This is a genomic window from Mesorhizobium sp. WSM4850, from assembly GCF_055811735.1.
Window position 1 is genome coordinate 1 of the sequence record NZ_JBVVPV010000019.1, and the last position, 14952, is coordinate 14952.

The 14952-nt window shown below is 62.9% G+C and carries 14 protein-coding genes and 1 other RNA gene; 6 read left to right on the forward strand and 9 right to left on the reverse strand.

The genetic code is table 11. The features are described from left to right. Positions 1 to 237: 237 nt before the first annotated feature. From recR to ffs, 5 genes are all read right to left on the reverse strand, one after another. Positions 238 to 843: a recombination mediator RecR gene (recR, locus tag AC0L2Z_RS18750; protein WP_023802085.1), complete on the reverse strand. Its 606-nt coding sequence runs from the start codon at positions 841 to 843 to the stop codon at positions 238 to 240. A gap of 278 nt (positions 844 to 1121) precedes the next feature. After that, positions 1122 to 2009 carry a cell wall hydrolase gene (locus tag AC0L2Z_RS18755; RefSeq protein ID WP_473628979.1) on the reverse strand — a complete coding sequence of 296 codons (888 nt, stop codon included), beginning with the start codon at positions 2007 to 2009 and terminating at the stop codon, positions 1122 to 1124. Between the two features lie 325 nt (positions 2010 to 2334). Further along, a complete protein-coding gene (locus tag AC0L2Z_RS18760; protein ID WP_023802083.1) occupies positions 2335 to 2658 on the reverse strand; it encodes a YbaB/EbfC family nucleoid-associated protein in 324 nt (107 codons plus the stop codon). 93 nt (positions 2659 to 2751) lie between these two features. Next, the gene (locus tag AC0L2Z_RS18765; RefSeq protein ID WP_473628980.1) at positions 2752 to 4593 is read right to left on the reverse strand and encodes a DNA polymerase III subunit gamma/tau; all 1842 of its coding nucleotides are present in this window, start codon (positions 4591 to 4593) and stop codon (positions 2752 to 2754) included. Positions 4594 to 4698: 105 nt separating this feature from the next. Beyond that, positions 4699 to 4795, reverse strand: an RNA gene (ffs, locus tag AC0L2Z_RS18770) — signal recognition particle sRNA small type. 365 nt (positions 4796 to 5160) lie between these two features. Here ffs and AC0L2Z_RS18775 point away from each other — a divergent pair. From AC0L2Z_RS18775 to AC0L2Z_RS18785, 3 genes are read left to right on the forward strand one after another with little or no spacing between them, the layout of a single operon-like run. Then, positions 5161 to 5580, forward strand: coding sequence for an HIT domain-containing protein (locus AC0L2Z_RS18775; RefSeq protein WP_023802081.1), 420 nt, complete (start codon positions 5161 to 5163; stop codon positions 5578 to 5580). 34 nt (positions 5581 to 5614) lie between these two features. Continuing rightward, a complete protein-coding gene (gene nudC / locus AC0L2Z_RS18780; RefSeq protein WP_473515041.1) occupies positions 5615 to 6556 on the forward strand; it encodes an NAD(+) diphosphatase in 942 nt (313 codons plus the stop codon). A gap of 18 nt (positions 6557 to 6574) precedes the next feature. Further along, a complete protein-coding gene (locus tag AC0L2Z_RS18785) occupies positions 6575 to 6901 on the forward strand; it encodes a Dabb family protein (protein WP_473628981.1) in 327 nt (108 codons plus the stop codon). Here AC0L2Z_RS18785 and AC0L2Z_RS18790 read toward each other — a convergent pair. The 4 genes from AC0L2Z_RS18790 to AC0L2Z_RS18805 all read right to left on the reverse strand — a co-directional run bounded on the left by AC0L2Z_RS18790 (position 6865) and on the right by AC0L2Z_RS18805 (position 10075). Next, the gene (locus AC0L2Z_RS18790) at positions 6865 to 7515 is read right to left on the reverse strand and encodes a glutathione S-transferase family protein (RefSeq protein WP_473535855.1); all 651 of its coding nucleotides are present in this window, start codon (positions 7513 to 7515) and stop codon (positions 6865 to 6867) included. The genes AC0L2Z_RS18785 and AC0L2Z_RS18790 overlap by 37 nt on opposite strands. 92 nt (positions 7516 to 7607) lie before the next feature. Continuing rightward, positions 7608 to 8411: an alpha/beta hydrolase gene (locus tag AC0L2Z_RS18795; protein ID WP_473628982.1), complete on the reverse strand. Its 804-nt coding sequence runs from the start codon at positions 8409 to 8411 to the stop codon at positions 7608 to 7610. A gap of 44 nt (positions 8412 to 8455) precedes the next feature. Next, positions 8456 to 9319, reverse strand: coding sequence for a prephenate dehydratase (locus AC0L2Z_RS18800; protein ID WP_023802077.1), 864 nt, complete (start codon positions 9317 to 9319; stop codon positions 8456 to 8458). A 27-nt stretch (positions 9320 to 9346) separates the two neighbouring features. After that, on the reverse strand, positions 9347 to 10075 hold the full coding sequence (locus AC0L2Z_RS18805) for a 3-deoxy-manno-octulosonate cytidylyltransferase (protein WP_023802076.1): 729 nt from the start codon (positions 10073 to 10075) through the stop codon (positions 9347 to 9349). Between the two features lie 193 nt (positions 10076 to 10268). Between AC0L2Z_RS18805 and AC0L2Z_RS18810 the strand changes: the two genes are divergently transcribed. The 3 genes from AC0L2Z_RS18810 to AC0L2Z_RS18820 all read left to right on the forward strand — a co-directional run bounded on the left by AC0L2Z_RS18810 (position 10269) and on the right by AC0L2Z_RS18820 (position 14892). Next, on the forward strand, positions 10269 to 10970 hold the full coding sequence (locus tag AC0L2Z_RS18810) for a c-type cytochrome (RefSeq protein WP_473628983.1): 702 nt from the start codon (positions 10269 to 10271) through the stop codon (positions 10968 to 10970). A 158-nt stretch (positions 10971 to 11128) separates the two neighbouring features. Beyond that, positions 11129 to 13006, forward strand: coding sequence for an extracellular solute-binding protein (locus tag AC0L2Z_RS18815; RefSeq protein WP_473628984.1), 1878 nt, complete (start codon positions 11129 to 11131; stop codon positions 13004 to 13006). Then, a complete protein-coding gene (locus tag AC0L2Z_RS18820; protein ID WP_287226847.1) occupies positions 13006 to 14892 on the forward strand; it encodes an extracellular solute-binding protein in 1887 nt (628 codons plus the stop codon). Before AC0L2Z_RS18815 ends, AC0L2Z_RS18820 begins: the two co-directional genes overlap by 1 nt. Positions 14893 to 14952: the final 60 nt, after the last annotated feature.

Sequence of the window (14952 nt, forward strand, 5' to 3'; positions counted from 1 at the left end):
ACGAGAAAAAAAGCAGCCAATCTGCAAAGTCCGCGTTCTGTCGCGCCCCCCTCTGTCCTGCCGGACATCTCCCCCACTTGGGGGGAGATTCGCAGCTTTGGTTTTGTCGCCAATCTTGCAACATTGAAGACTGGCGAAAACAGGCGCGACAGCCAATCTCCCCCCTCGTGGGGGAGATGTCCGGCAGGACAGAGGGGGGCGCGACGGAATGCAATCATCTCAATAGGCCCCCCTTCCTCAAAACGCCGTCCGCGAGCGCAGCGCGGCGGCCAGCGTGCCTTCGTCGAGATAGTCGAGTTCGCCGCCGACCGGGACGCCATGCGCCAGCCGCGTCACCTTGATATCGAAGCCGGACAATTGATCGGTGAGATAATGCGCGGTGGTCTGACCCTCGACGGTGGCGTTGACGGCAAGGATCACCTCCTTGACCTCGCCGCCGGCGACGCGGTCGACCAGCGAGCGGATGTTGAGCTGCTCGGGGCCGATGCCGTCGAGCGGCGACAGCGAGCCGCCGAGCACGTGATAGCGGACATTCATGGCGGCCGCCCGCTCCAGCGCCCACAGGTCGGCCACGTCCTCGACGACGATGAGCGTGCCGGCGTCGCGGCGCGGATCGGTGCAGATCATGCAGGGGTCGGACGTATCGACATTGCCGCAGGTCGAGCAGATGCGCACCTTGTCGACCGCCTCGCTCATGGCGGCGGCGAGCGGCGACAGCAACTGCTCCTTCTTCTTGATGAGGTGAAGCGCTGCCCGCCTGGCCGAACGGGGCCCAAGCCCCGGCACCTTGGCCAGGAGTTGGATCAGGCGTTCGATCTCGGGACCGGCGATTCGCTTCGACATCGCATCGGTTTAGGATTTTTCAATTGGTTTTGGAACTCTCCTGCGGCGCGGCTGCTGCGAACAATCGCTCAGGTTTGCGCTGCGCCTCATTGCCCTGCCGGGCATTTCTCCCCGTATAGTGACGGGGAGAAAGACGCCATCTCAAATGATTTCGCCAATTTCCGGCGTTGCAGGAAGGGTGCCAAGGTTGTGGCCAGATCCCTTCTCCCCGTCACTATCCGGGGAGAAGGTGCCGGCAGGCAGATGAGGGGCGGCGCCGACGTCGACCGTCGATCGCCTCAGTAGGCTTCCAGCGGCCTGCCTTGGCCGGCGATCATCGCACCGATGGCATCGGTGTTCTCGGGTGTCGATTCAAACGACATCGTCGGCTCGGCCGGCGCCGCCGAAAATGACGTAGCTGGTTGCGCACCGGCGGTGCTGCCGAAACGGGCGGCGTCCGGCTCCTGCATCGCCACAAAGGTCACCTTCTCCGGCGTTGCCTTCCCTGGAACAGCCTTTGCCGGTTGCGATGCGACCGCCGTCACATAGGTCACCTTGCTGGGCGCCGCCTTGGCGGCCGGCGCAGCAGAGGCCATGAGCGTCACCCCTGCGGCGCGCGACCGCCGCGGCGTCGCCTGCGCCACCGCGACCGTTGGCTCGTCCGGCAACGGTTTCCAGTTCCGGCCGCGCTTTTCGTAGAAGGCGTTGCCGCCGGCGACCATGGTGTAGTGCATGTTCTTGTAGGGGAAACGCAGGCCGGCGGTGTGAAAGAACATCGAGTTCTTCAGCTTGGCCTTGCGCTCGCCCCTGAGCACCGCCTCGGCAGCTTCCTCGACATCGGGCATCGCCTTCGAATTCATCGGCCGTGTCATCACGCCCGGCGCGAACTGGCCGCGTTCGCCGACCACCTGGCAGATGGTGTTGCCGTGCTTGCCGGAGCGCAGCCGGTTCATCACCACCGTGCCGACGGCAATCATGCCGTCGCGGCTCGACCGGTTGGATTCGAAGAACATCGCGCGCTGGAGGCACTCCTTGTCCTTCGCTGTGTGATTGTAGGGCCGTGACCTGGCGGTATCGGTCAGGCTGGCCACGGACAGGCCGTGCGTGGTCTGACTGCAGGCGGCCAAAAACAGCGGAGAGGTGATGACGCCGAGCAGCAACGGCGTCTTCCATCGGGTCACGATCAAAGATATCCCCTCATTCTGTCGCCAGCCCGCCCCTAGTTGCGGCAAGAATGAGACACTTTCGGGCAAAAAGATGGCTAAAGCGTTATTAAGTCTGCGGAGTTGCCCAATAGACACAGCGGGCGGGCAGACGGTGAATCGCTGCGCTCCCCGGGCTCGCTCGATCGGCACAACCATCAATACAGCTGAGAGGCTGTTGGAAAGTCGCTCCGGCGCGTCGTATGGTGGTGGTTTCGAGAACCGGAGCGGAGCGGACATTTGGGTCCGTGAGCACCGGAAGCGCAGAAACCGCCATCAGATGGCCGCCGGAGTAGAGTTTCCAAGCCTCTTAGAACGGCAGCTTCATTCCCGGCGGAATCGGCAGTCCTGCGGTCAGTGCCTGGGTCTTTTCCTGCATCATCTGTTCGACCTTGGCCCTGGCGTCATTGTGGGCGGCGAGAAGCAGATCCTCCAGAATCTCGACCTCGTCCTCCTTGAACAGCGACGGGTCGATTTTCAGGGACTTCATCTCGAATTTGCCGGTCAGCGTCACGCTGACCAGGCCGCCGCCGGCCTGTCCGGTGGCTTCCAGCGTGGCGATCTCGTCCTGCATGGCCTGGAACTTGGCCTGCATTTCTTTCGCCTTGCCCATCAGGCCGAGAAGATCTTTCATCGCGTGGTCCTCTACGATTGATTTGTTTCTTTTTTAAGCATGATCGTCTCCGAAAACCGGCTCCCATTTTTTGCTTCGCTGACCTTCGGTTGCTCAGGTTTCGTCTTCGTCGGTGGCCGGCTCGATTGGAACCTCGGCCTCCACCGCATCGGCTTCCGGTGCGTCGGGAATGCGCACGTCGATGATCTTGGCGCCGGGAAAACGCGCCAGGATGGCGGCGACGGTCGGGTCGCTCTTGGCATCGAGGAGGGCGTTTTCGCGCTTGGTCGATTCCATCTCGGCCAGCGTCTGGCCGCCCGCTTCCTTCGACAGCGACACCAGCCAGCTGCGTCCGGTCCAGGCGCGCAATTTGGCGGTCAGATCGTTGAGCAGCATCTTCGGCGCGTCATCGGTCAGGCTGACGTCGATGCGGCCCGGCTCGATGCGCACCAGGCGCACGCAGCGCTTGACCAGCACCTTGAAGGCGATGTCGCGCTGGGCGTCGGCAAGGGCGATGATGTCGGCCAGCGATTTCACCGGCACCGGCGGCGCATCGGCGACCGGCTCCGGCGCCGGAACGAAAGGCACAGGCATCGGCTCGGGTTCGACCAGCCGCATGGTCTGGGCGCCGCCATTGGCCGCCGGCATCCGCGTCTGCGCCACGCTGGCGCCGCCATTACCGGGATTTGCTGGGCCGGGATTTGCCGGGCCGGGATTTGCGGCGGCAGAGGTTGCGGGTGCACCATTCGAGCGTGGCGCGCCATTCGGCGCCGACGCTGCGCCCTCCAGCGATTTCAGCGCCTCGTCCAGTGTCGGCAAGTCGGCGGCATGCGCCAGCCGGATCAGCACCATTTCGGCGGCGCTGACCGGCCGGTTGGAGGACTGCACCTCGGGAATGCCTTTCAACAGCATCTGCCAGGTCCGCGACAGCACCCTGACCGACAGCGCCTTGGCGAAATCGGCGCCGCGCCGTCGCTCATCCTCTGACAGCGAGGCGTCCTCAAGGGCTGTCGGCACAAAGCGCAGCCGGGTGACGAGATGGTTGAACTCGGCCAGGTCGGTCAGCACAGCGGCCGGATCGGCGCCGGTGTCGTACTGGTTGCGGAATTCGGCCAGTGCGGCCGCCACATCGCCCTTCATCACATGTTCGAACAGGTCGACGATGCGGGCGCGGTCGGCCAGCCCGAGCATGGCGCGCACCGCTTCGGCGCTGACTGCGCCGCTGCCATGGGCGATCGCTTGGTCGAGAATGGACAGCGAATCGCGCGCCGAGCCCTCGGCCGCGCGGGCGATCATCGCCAGCGCGTCGTCATCGACCGTGATGCCTTCTTTTCCGGCGATCGAGGAGAGGTGCGCGACCAACGTGCCGGCATCGATACGCCTGAGATCGAAGCGCTGGCAGCGCGACAGAACGGTGATCGGAACTTTTCTGATTTCGGTGGTAGCGAAGATGAATTTGACGTGCGGCGGCGGCTCTTCCAGCGTCTTCAGCAGGCCGTTGAAGGCCTGCGTCGAGAGCATGTGCACTTCGTCGATGATGTAGACCTTGTAGCGCGCCGACACCGGCGCGTAACGCACGCGCTCGATGATGTCCCTGATGTCGTCGATGCCCGTGTGCGAGGCGGCGTCCATCTCGATGACGTCGACATGGCGGCCTTCCATGATCGCCTGGCAATGCTCGCCCGGCACGGCAAGATCGACCGAAGGCTGGTCGACGGTCGATGTTTTGTAGTTCAGGGCCCGCGCGAGTATGCGCGCCGTCGTCGTCTTGCCGACACCGCGCACGCCGGTCAGCATCCAGGCCTGGGCGATGCGGCCGGTGGCGAAAGCGTTGGTGAGGGTGCGGACCATCGGCTCCTGGCCGATCAGTTCGGAGAAATTGGCAGGACGGTATTTGCGCGCCAGAACGCGATAGGCGGCGGCTTTTTCCGTTCCCGAATTTCCGGCTTCGCTCATTCGCCCGTAAAGCTCCAAGGGCCGCGGCTCAAGGCGGCCGATTCCTGCGCATAGTTTCGCCCGCAGGGCTTGGCGCCGTCAATGTCGCGGGAGAAAGGCGAAGAGGTGGGAGGCTGGAACAATGACCCGTTCCGGGCTCGTTAGGGCTGCTTCCTTCCGGACCTGACCCGGTTGGCGAGTGGACCGTCCACCACCAACCTCCCGGCTCCCATATCGGCAATCCGGCGATGAAATGCAAGGGCGCAGTGACAGGCGGCGAAACCAGAAAATAAAAAAACCGCCTCGGAGGCGGATCGCTGGCGCGAATAAGCACCATGTTGAAACTACTGGCATAGCGGCCGGCACAAAGCAAGAACAGAGGAACGAAAGCCATGGCCGGCAGACCAGAGGGGGCGAGATGGTGACTTCATTCCAGCCCAAAGTCTTGGCAGGCCATACCCTGAGTTCTTCGCCGGACCATCATCGCCACGATAGGCCTTGATTCGCTTGCCGCCCTCTTGCGGGCTAACGGCGGCGGCTCTAGCGTCCATGGAGTAAAAAAATACTACAAAAGTGAAGGAAACGCCGATGTCGCCGGGCCTCGAGGCCGGATTCACGCTGGATGCTCGTCTGGAGGCCGACAGCGAGCAGTTGATGTGGCTCGGCCTGTGCGAGTTGCGCGTGATGAACGACCGCCGCTGGCCGTGGCTGCTTCTGGTGCCGCAGCGGCCGGGCGCGGAGGAAATCCATGATTTGACGCCGCTCGACCAGGCGATGCTGACCTTCGAGACCAATATGGTGGCGCAGGCGCTGAAAAGCGTGACCGGCTGCACCAAGATAAACAGCGGTGCACTTGGCAACATCGTCCGCCAGTTGCATGTTCATGTCATCGCGCGCTCGGAAGGCGATCCCGGCTGGCCGGGCCCGGTGTGGGGGCACGGTATGCGCGAGCCCTACGAGCGCTCGGACCTCCGCCGGTTTGCGCAGAAGATAAAGGCGGCGCTATAAGCCTGTCCCGTGTCCATCCTGAAGTTGAGTCTCGATGAGCTTCCGCCTGTTTGACGCGCCCTTGCGCGAGCCGAGCCAGTTCGTCGGCTTTGCCGGCAACATGATCGACCGGCAATCGGAAAACCGCGCCGACGATTCCGTCGAAAAGGCGCTCGCCGATCCTTCAGCCAGGCTTTTGCTGATGCATGGCGGGCGGCTCTACCTGAAGCTCATTGGTGGCGGCTTCGACCCCTGGTTCGGCGCCGAGGAAAGCCGGCCGCTCGAGGCGTCGCTCGACCGTGGCGTCCTGCTCGGTTTTTCCGACAGCGGCCCGGTGCTCGCCGTACCGGCCGGCATCGACCCCGAACAGCTGCCCGATACCATCAAGGCCATCGACTATCGCTCGGTCTACATGCAGGGGCTGATCGACGAGGCGGCGGCCGGCGCGATGGCGCAAGGAGCAGCGCTGCTCGCCTGGCATGCCAGCCACCGCTTCTGCAGCAAATGCGGCGCTGAAGCCGCGATGCGGGCCGGCGGCTACAAGCGGCTTTGCCCGGCCTGCGCCACCGAGCATTTTCCGCGAACCGACCCGGTGGCGATCATGCTGACGGCGACGCGTGAAAAATGCCTGCTCGGCCGCGGCCGGCATTTCGCGCCCGGCATGTATTCGGCGCTTGCCGGCTTCATCGAGCCGGGCGAGACGATCGAGGCGGCGGTGCGCCGTGAAACGCTGGAGGAAGCCGGTATCCGGCTTGGCCGCGTCGTCTATCACGCCAGCCAGCCCTGGCCGTTTCCCTATTCGCTGATGATCGGCTGCTTCGGCGAGCCGCTCAACGACGACATCCAGGCCGACCTCAACGAGTTGGAAGACTGCCGCTGGTTCTTTCGCGACGAGGTGCTGTCGATGCTGGCCCGCGAGCATCCGGGCGGCTTGGTCACGCCGCCGAAGGGGGCGATCGCCTATAACCTCATCCGCGCCTGGGCCGACAGCGCATAGCCTGCAGGGGAAGCAAAAATGATCCGTCATACAGTGGTGTTCAGGCTGAAGCACAAGGAGAACTCGGCCGAGGAGGCAAAATTTCTGGCAGACGCCAAAATACTGGCGGCGATACCGGGCGTCGAGAAATTCGAGCAGTTGCGGCAGGTCAGCCCGAAGAACGATTATCGCTTCGGCTTCTCGATGGAGTTCGCCGATCAGGCTGCCTATTCCGGCTACAACGACCATCCCGACCACGTCGCCTTCGTCCGCGACCGCTGGATCCCGGAAGTCGCGGCGTTTTTGGAGATCGACTACGCGCCACTGAGTCAAGTCGGTGACTTGCCGGTGAAAACCGCCAATTGAGCGGCGAAAGCGCGCTTGTAGGCCGGCCGGGCTTCGCCGCGGACGACATAGGCGGAGAGGTTCGGATATTCGTCCAGCATACCCGACCCGCTCAACCTTAGCAGCACGTGCACCATCATCAGATCCCCGGCGCTGAACGCATCATCGAGCCAGTCGGCATCGGCAAGGCGACCGGAAAGCTCGCCCAGCCGGTCACGGATGCGATCATCGACCATAGGCAGGCGCTGTTCGTGCCAGGTCTCGTCGCGCTCCAGGAGCACGGCGGTTTGGCGTTCAAGGATCGGCGGCTCCACGGTGTTTAGCGCGGCAAACATCCATGAGATTGCGCGCGCCCTGGCATTCGCATCGTCTGGCAGCAGGCCAGCATGGCGCTCAGCGATATGGAACACGATCGCCCCCGACTCGAACAGCGCAAGATCGCCTTCCTCATAGGTCGGAATCTGCCCGAAAGGGTGAAGCGCGAGATGCGCGGGTTCCTTCATCGCCTTGAACGAAACAAGACGAACCCTGTAGGGCTGGCCGACTTCTTCAAGCGCCCAGCGAACGCGCATGTCACGCGCCAGTCCCCTGCCGCGATCGGGCGACCGTTCAAAGGCAGTGATGGTGGGGGTCATGGGCAGGCCTTCATCTCGTCGTCTCCCTTCTTCGATTGCGGCAAGCAAAGGACGAATGTCGCGCCGGAATTCCGACATCTGCGAATTGTTTTTCAATCGCGCGTGACCACCGCAACGGAGGCGCGTAGCGCTCCGGCGAAGTCGGGATGGTCATAGAGGTCGTTGTGGCCAGCCGCTATGGCGATGTGGCTGCGCAGGTCGCGCGCAGCCTCGCGCAGGGGCGCCGAACGCGCCGCAGGTACGATGGTGTCGTTCTCGGCGGTGATGACGGCCGTGGGCACATCGAGGTCGCGCAGAGATTCCGCGGCCTCCATGCGGTGCCGCAGCAAGAGGCGCACCGGCAGCCAGGGATAGTGGTGAGCGGCGAGTTCTCTCAGCGAATCGAAGGGGGTCACCATGACGATGCCGCGCAGGGGCCGGGACGTCGCCAGATCGGCCGCAACCGCAGCGCCGATGCTAAGGCCGATGGCGACGATGCCGGCTTTGGCATCGCTGGCCAGCTGGTCATGGGCGCGTCGGGCGTCCTTGAGCAGGGCGGCGGCCGATGGGCTGCCGCTGCTCGGCGCATAGCCACGGTAGTGCAGCGCAGCGACCTCATGTTCGGGAAATAGCTGGTGCAGCATGAAGGCAAGTGCGTCGGCGTTCCAGGCATTGCCGGCGAACCCCAGCAGCAGCGGGCGTGGCTCGGCCGGCGCCTGCCTTGCCGGCAGGCGGACCAGAACGACGCGCTCGCCATCCTCAGTCGCCAGTTCGACATGGCGTGCCCCAGCCGGCAGATCGGGTCCGAACCCCGCAAGGCCGGCCGGAAAGATCAGCCAGGACTGGAGCACATACACGACCGCAACAATCACCGCATACAATCCAGCGACCGCGAGCGTCAGTTTCAGAAGCCACATCGCAGCAATCTCGCCCGATGCTAGTCACCTGGCAAGGCGCTGAGCTAGTCCGCCACCTTCCACTGCTCACGCGACTGGCTGGCCGGGTAGACGCCCAGAATCCGCATTTCGCGCGAGAAGAAGGCAAGCTCGTCGAGCGCCAGTTTTACCAGCGGATCGTCGGGATGGCCCTCGATATCAGCGTAGAACAGGGTCGCGGTGAACGCGCCGAGCTGGTAACTCTCGAGCTTTGTCATGTTGATGCCGTTGGTGGCGAAGCCGCCCATCGCCTTGTAGAGCGCGGCCGGCACGTTGCGGACGCGGAAGATGAACGTCGTCATCATCCTGGCATCGGCCGAGGGACGTTCGGCCCACTGCCTGTTCCTGGTCAGCACGACGAAGCGGGTGACGTTGCTGTCGGTGTCCTCGACATTCTGCTCGATGATGTCGAGCCCATAGAGCGTCGAGGCCAGAGCCGGCGCCAGCGCCGCCATGGTGCGGTCCTTCAGCTCTGCGACCAGCTTGGCGGCGCCCGCCGTGTCGCCGGCGACCACCGGCTTCCAGCCGTTCTTGCGGATATATTTGCGGCACTGGCCGAGCGCATGGATGTGGCTGTGCACGGTCTTGATCTGGTCGCGCCTGACGCCCGGCAGAACCATCAGCTGGAAATGGATCGGCAGGAAATATTCGCCGACGATGTGCAGCTTCGATTCCGGCAGGAGATGATGGATGTCGGCGACGCGCCCGGCAATCGTGTTCTCGATCGGGATCATGGCGAGGTCGGCCTTGCCGGTCTCGACCGCGTTGAAAGCATCCTCGAAGGTCGGACACGGCAACGGCTCCATATCAGGGAACATGTTGCGGCAGGCGGTGTCGGAATTGGCGCCCGGCTCGCCCTGGAAGGCTATTCTGTTGGTTTTTTCAGGCATGCCAAATGTCTCAGGTGTCCAGATGTCTCAGGTTGAAAGGATGGTTCTGGCGCGTTCGAGATCGTCCGGCGTGTCGACGCCGAACGGCGCCGACTGCACGATCTCGGCGTCGATGCGCATGCCGGCCTCCAGCGCCCGCAACTGCTCGAGCTTCTCGCGCCGTTCCAGCGGCGACGGCTGCAGCGCGACAAAGCGCTCGAGCGCTGAGCGGCGATAGGCATAGAGGCCGATGTGATGATAGAGCGGCCCATCGCCCCAAGGTGCGGTGGCGCGGGTGAAATAGAGCGCCCGCAGCCGTGTCTCCGACTGCGGCGAGCCGACGATCTTGACGACATTCGGATTGGTCTTTTCCTCGTCGCGGACGATCTCGATGCCAAGCGTGGCGATGTCGATCGTCGCATCCTCGAAAGGCCTTAGCGCGGCCTTGATGATGTCGGGATCGATGGTCGGCAGGTCGCCCTGCACATTGACGATCGTTTCGACCTTGCGCCCGGGATCCAGCGTGGCCAGCGCCTCGAAGATGCGGTCGGAGCCCGATTCATGGCCGACGCGCGTCATCACCGCCTCGAAACCGTGCGTGCGCACCGCCGCCGCCACGCTCTGGGTATCAGTGGCGACCACCACCCGGCCGAGCCCGGCCTCTGCGGCGCGGCGGGCGACATGGACGATCATCGGAACGCCGGCGATGTCGGCCAGCGGCTTGCCCGGCAGGCGGGTCGAGGCCATGCGGGCCGGGATGAGGATGAGCGTGGACATCGGGTGATGAAGCATCCGAAAAAGAGGAAGGGAAAAGTGGCAAAAGGTCTCACTGGAAGCGCCCTTATAGGTGTTGCAACGCCAGAGCAAAAGACCTAGTTTCCGCCCGATTTGACCGCCTCGCGGGGTGGTTCACGATTACCGACGGACGGAGTGGACGGATCGGTCCGCCGGAAAAGGGAGCCTGGGGCGTATGGACTCTTTCGAAATCAACAAGCTGATCGGCGGCCTGCTCGGAACCGTGTTCGTCGTCTTCTCGGTCGGCATCATATCCGACGCGCTGTTCGCCTCCCCAGCACCGGAAAAACCCGGCTACGCCATCGAGGCGACCGAGGAGCCTGCCGAGGGCGGCCCGGCAGCCCCCGCCGAAGCCAAGCCGATCGCCGACCTCCTGGCCAACGCCAATGTCGAGGCGGGTGCGTCCGTGTTCAAGAAGTGCCAGGCCTGCCACACCGGCGAAAAAGGCGGACCGAACAAGGTCGGCCCTGATCTCTGGGATATCGTCGACCGTCCCATCGCCGAGCATGCGGGCTTTGCCTATTCGGCCGGCATGAAAGAGTTTTCCAAGGGCGGCGCGGAAAAATGGACGTACGACCACCTCAACAACTTTCTGCTTTCGCCGAAGAAGCTGGTGAAGGGCACGGCGATGGGCTTCGCCGGCCTGCCGAAGGACGAGGACCGCGCCAACGTCATCGCCTATCTGCGCACGCTGTCGGACAATCCGAAGCCGCTGCCGACACCCGGCGCTTCGGCCGAGAATGCAGCCGCGCCCGCCGAAGGCGCGGCGCCGGCCAAGCCGGCAGAGGGTGAAGCACCGGCCAAGCCGGTCGAGGGTGCGGCACCGGCCGCACCAGCTCCGGCCCCTGCTGCTTCCGCACCGGCTCCAGCGCAATAACGCAATTGTCATGGACAAACTCTTAGAAAAGCCGGGTTCAGCCCGGCTTTTTCAATTGGAAAAGCGCATGTGCGGCGACAAAGCCTGCCTGTCGCGGTTTTCATGAGCGTCAAATGAACTAGATTGTCCGCTAGCAGCTATCGCACAGAGGAGAAGGCATGACGGTTGGCCGAACGTTTCTCAGATCGATGCTGGTTGTGGCGGCTTTCGCCGGCGGCCCGCAGGCAGCCTTGGCGGACGAATGGCGCACCACCTCGTCGCTGATCGGCGACTCCAAATATGGCGACAACTTCCAGCACTATGATTACGTCAATCCGAACGCGCCGAAGGGCGGCTCGCTGAATTCGGTGGTGCTTGGCACGTTCGACAGCTTCAATCCCTATATCGTCCAGGGTTCCGCCGCGGCTGGATTCGCCCCGTTCGGCGGCGGATTGCTCTACGACACGCTGATGGAGCAGGCAACCGACGAAGGCAGCGTCAGCCATCCGCTGATCGCCGACGCCTACAAACATCCGGACGACTATTCGTCGGCAACATACCGCCTCGACCCGCGGGCCAAGTGGCATGACGGCAAGCCGATCACCACCGACGATGTAATCTGGTCGTTTCAGGTGCTGAAGGCCAACAGCCCGATGTACAGCCGCTATTTCGAGAATGTCACCGATGCGGTCGCGGTTTCCGACCGCGAGGTAGAATTCCATTTCGACCAGAAGGGCAACCGGGAGTTGCCCAAGATTCTCGGCGATCTCGTCGTGCTGCCGAAGCATTGGTGGGAAGGTACCGACGCCACCGGCAAGAAACGCGACGTCACCAGGCCGACGCAGGAGCCGCCGCTCGGCTCGGCCGCCTACAAGATCGCCAGCTTCAAGCCGGGCTCTGAAATCATCTGGCAGAGGGTTCCGGACTACTGGGCTGCCAAACTGCCGGTGAAGATCGGCCGCGAGAATTTCGACAGGCAGCGTTTCAGCTACTTTCTCGACGACAATGCCGCCTGGCAAGCCTTCACCAAGGGCGGACTGCATGACATCAGGCCAGAAAACAGTTCGAGGCGCTGGAACACCGCCTATAATTTCCCGGCGGTCCAGGCCGGCGACGTTATCAAACAGGAATTCAAGACCGCCTCACCCGAACCGATGCAGGCCTTCATGCTCAACACGAGGCGTCCGCTGTTTGGGGATCGTCTGGTGCGCGCCGCGCTGACTTACCCGCTCGACTTCGAGGCCATGAATCGTACCTTGTTCTTCGGTTCCAACACCCGTACCAGCAGTTACTTCCAAGGCACCGAACTGGCATCGAGCGGCCTGCCACAAGGCAAGGAGCTGGAAATCCTTGAGCCATATCGCGACAAGCTGCCGCCCGAAGTCTTCACCCAGGAATTCAAGCTGCCGGTCTACGATTCGCCGCAGGCGGAACGCAAGTATCTCAAGACTGCGGTCGATCTCTTCGCCAAGGCGGGCTGGGTGATCAAGGGCGGCAAGATGGTCAATGCCAAGACAGGCGAGCCGTTCAAGTTCGAAATCCTCGGCTGGAACGATACCGACCAGGTCCTTTCCAGTCCCTATATCGCCAATCTGCGCAAGATCGGCGTCGACGCCACGTTGCGGCTGATCGACCAGACCCAATACATCAACCGCGTCAACAATTTCGATTTCGACGTCACCATATCGCAGTTGGGGCAGTCGGATTCGCCTGGCAACGAGCAGCGTGACTTCTGGAGTTCCAAGTCCGCAGACACGCCTGGATCGCGCAACTATGCCGGCATCAAGAATCCGGTCGTCGATGCGCTGGTCGACCGCGTCATCTTCGCGACCGACCGTGACGATCTGGTTGCTGCCACCCATGCGCTCGACCGGGTGCTGCTGTGGAATTACTATGTCGTGCCGCAACACCATCGGTCGGCGGTCTGGATAGCGTACTGGAATAAGTTCGGCATCCCGGAAAAGCAGCCGGCCTATAGCGGCGTCGACCAGAATTCCTGGTGGATCGATGCGGACAAGGAAAAGGCGCTGGCGGCAAAATACAAGAGTGGCAATTGATGGCGGCGCTCCCCCGCCGCGTCTCGCTGGCCCGCCGCGACTTTCTGGCCTTGGGCGTCGCGGCCACGACGGCAGCGCTGTTGCCCGGCCGCGCCTTCGCCGCCATCCCGACGGGGGTCAAGCTGCATGGTCTGTCGGCCTTCGGCGACCTCAAATATTCCCCAGGTTTCACGCATTTCGACTATGTCAATCCGGACGCGCCCAAGGGCGGCCAGATGAATTTCGCACCGCCGAACTCCATCTTCAATCAGAGCTTCCTGACGTTCAACACGCTGAATTCGCTGGTGTTGAGAGGGGAATCGCCGCCGCGCACCGAACTCTGTTTCGATTCGTTGATGGCTAGCGCACTCGATGAGCCGGATGCGGTCTATGGCCGGCTTGCCGAGTCGGTTACCTTGTCGCCGGACCGCAATGGCTTCCGCTTCAGCCTGCGACCGCAAGCACGCTTCCACGACGGCTCGCCAATGACCGCGGAGGACGTCGCCTTCGCATTGAAGCTTTACAAGGACAAGGGCCATCCGAACCTCTCCCAGGCGTTGCGGCATATGACGGAAGCGGTTGCGGCCGATCCGGTTACCGTGGACCTCACCTTCAACGGCAAACAATCCGCGCAGAATATCCTTGCGATCGTCGCCATGCCGATCGTGTCCAAAGCCTTTTATACGGTCAATGATTTCGATGCCTCGACGATGACACCGCCGCTCGGCTCCGGACCCTACAAAATAGGGCGCGTGGCGGCCGGACAGACCGTCGAATATGAGCGCGTCGCCGACTATTGGGGCAGGGATCTGGCCGTGAACCGCGGCGTCTATAATTTCGACCGCATCCGCATCGATTTTTACATCAATCGCCAGGCAGCGTTTGAAGCCCTGAAGAAGGGGGACACGCATTTTCGCGAAGAATTTACCTCGCGGGTATGGGCAACCGGTTACGACTTTCCGGCACTGAAGGACGGCCGGGTCGTCAAACGCGAATTTCCCGGCGAGAAAACGCCATCCATGCAGGCTGTCGCGCTGAACCAGCGTCGTGCTCAATTCCGCGATGTGCGCGTCAGACGCGCGATCGCCAATTGCTTCGATTTCGAATGGACCAAGCGGGTTCTGTTTTACGGCGCCTACGAGCGCTCGCAATCGAATTTCGAGCGGTCGGATTACAAGGCCGAGGGCCTGCCCTCGCCCGAGGAATTGGCCCTGCTGGAGCCGTTCCGAGCCGAGTTGCCGCCGGAAACCTTCGGCGAAGCGGTGATGCAGCCTGTCTCCGACGGTTCGGGCCACGATCGCAAGCTGCTGCGCGCGGCTTCGAGACTGCTTGCCGAAGCCGGCTGGAAGCGGGCGGGCAATTTCGTTGTCAATGAAAAGGGCGAGCCACTGCGGGTGGAAATGCTGGCCGAGGACGACGGCATCGTTCGGCTTTTGTCGCCGTGGGCCGAGAACATGAAAACGATCGGCATCGACGCTTCGATCCGGCAGGTCGATTCGACGCAATATGAACAGCGGCAGAGCAATTTCGATTTCGATTTCACCCTGCTCGCCTGGTCGATCGGGGCGACGCCGACTGCCGACGGCCTGGAGATACTCTACGATTCGCGGATGGCGAAAACGCCGGGGATGCGAAATTATCCCGGCACGGAAAGCAAGGCCATCGATGCACTGATCGAGGCAGCCGGCAAGGCGCAGAGCCGGGTCGAACTGATCACGGCGCTCAAAGCGCTCGATCGGGTCTTGCGCGCGCGGCTAGACTGGATTCCAACATATTATCTCGCGAATCACCGAGTCGCCTATTGGGACATGTTCGGCTTTCCCGAGCAGAAGCCCGATTTCGGCTTTCCGGTCGAGGCGCTGTGGTGGTTCGACAAGGACAAGGCGGCAAAGATTGGTAAAGGGTGAATTTCTTGCAGGCGTCGGCGCCGCCCCTCACCTGCCTGCCGGCATCCTCTCCCCGTATAG

What these genes read in the sequence shown, in the direction of transcription:
- recR (WP_023802085.1), bottom strand. Translation starts at nt 843, where the DNA reads ATGTCGAAGCGAATCGCCGGTCCCGAGATCGAACGCCTGATCCAACTC.
- AC0L2Z_RS18760 (WP_023802083.1), bottom strand. Translation starts at nt 2,658, where the DNA reads ATGAAAGATCTTCTCGGCCTGATGGGCAAGGCGAAAGAAATGCAGGCC.
- AC0L2Z_RS18765 (WP_473628980.1), bottom strand. Translation starts at nt 4,593, where the DNA reads ATGAGCGAAGCCGGAAATTCGGGAACGGAAAAAGCCGCCGCCTATCGC.
- AC0L2Z_RS18775 (WP_023802081.1), top strand. Translation starts at nt 5,161, where the DNA reads ATGTCGCCGGGCCTCGAGGCCGGATTCACGCTGGATGCTCGTCTGGAG.
- nudC (WP_473515041.1), top strand. Translation starts at nt 5,615, where the DNA reads ATGAGCTTCCGCCTGTTTGACGCGCCCTTGCGCGAGCCGAGCCAGTTC.
- AC0L2Z_RS18785 (WP_473628981.1), top strand. Translation starts at nt 6,575, where the DNA reads ATGATCCGTCATACAGTGGTGTTCAGGCTGAAGCACAAGGAGAACTCG.
- AC0L2Z_RS18790 (WP_473535855.1), bottom strand. Translation starts at nt 7,515, where the DNA reads ATGACCCCCACCATCACTGCCTTTGAACGGTCGCCCGATCGCGGCAGG.
- AC0L2Z_RS18795 (WP_473628982.1), bottom strand. Translation starts at nt 8,411, where the DNA reads ATGTGGCTTCTGAAACTGACGCTCGCGGTCGCTGGATTGTATGCGGTG.
- AC0L2Z_RS18800 (WP_023802077.1), bottom strand. Translation starts at nt 9,319, where the DNA reads ATGCCTGAAAAAACCAACAGAATAGCCTTCCAGGGCGAGCCGGGCGCC.
- AC0L2Z_RS18805 (WP_023802076.1), bottom strand. Translation starts at nt 10,075, where the DNA reads ATGTCCACGCTCATCCTCATCCCGGCCCGCATGGCCTCGACCCGCCTG.
- AC0L2Z_RS18810 (WP_473628983.1), top strand. Translation starts at nt 10,269, where the DNA reads ATGGACTCTTTCGAAATCAACAAGCTGATCGGCGGCCTGCTCGGAACC.
- AC0L2Z_RS18815 (WP_473628984.1), top strand. Translation starts at nt 11,129, where the DNA reads ATGACGGTTGGCCGAACGTTTCTCAGATCGATGCTGGTTGTGGCGGCT.
- AC0L2Z_RS18820 (WP_287226847.1), top strand. Translation starts at nt 13,006, where the DNA reads ATGGCGGCGCTCCCCCGCCGCGTCTCGCTGGCCCGCCGCGACTTTCTG.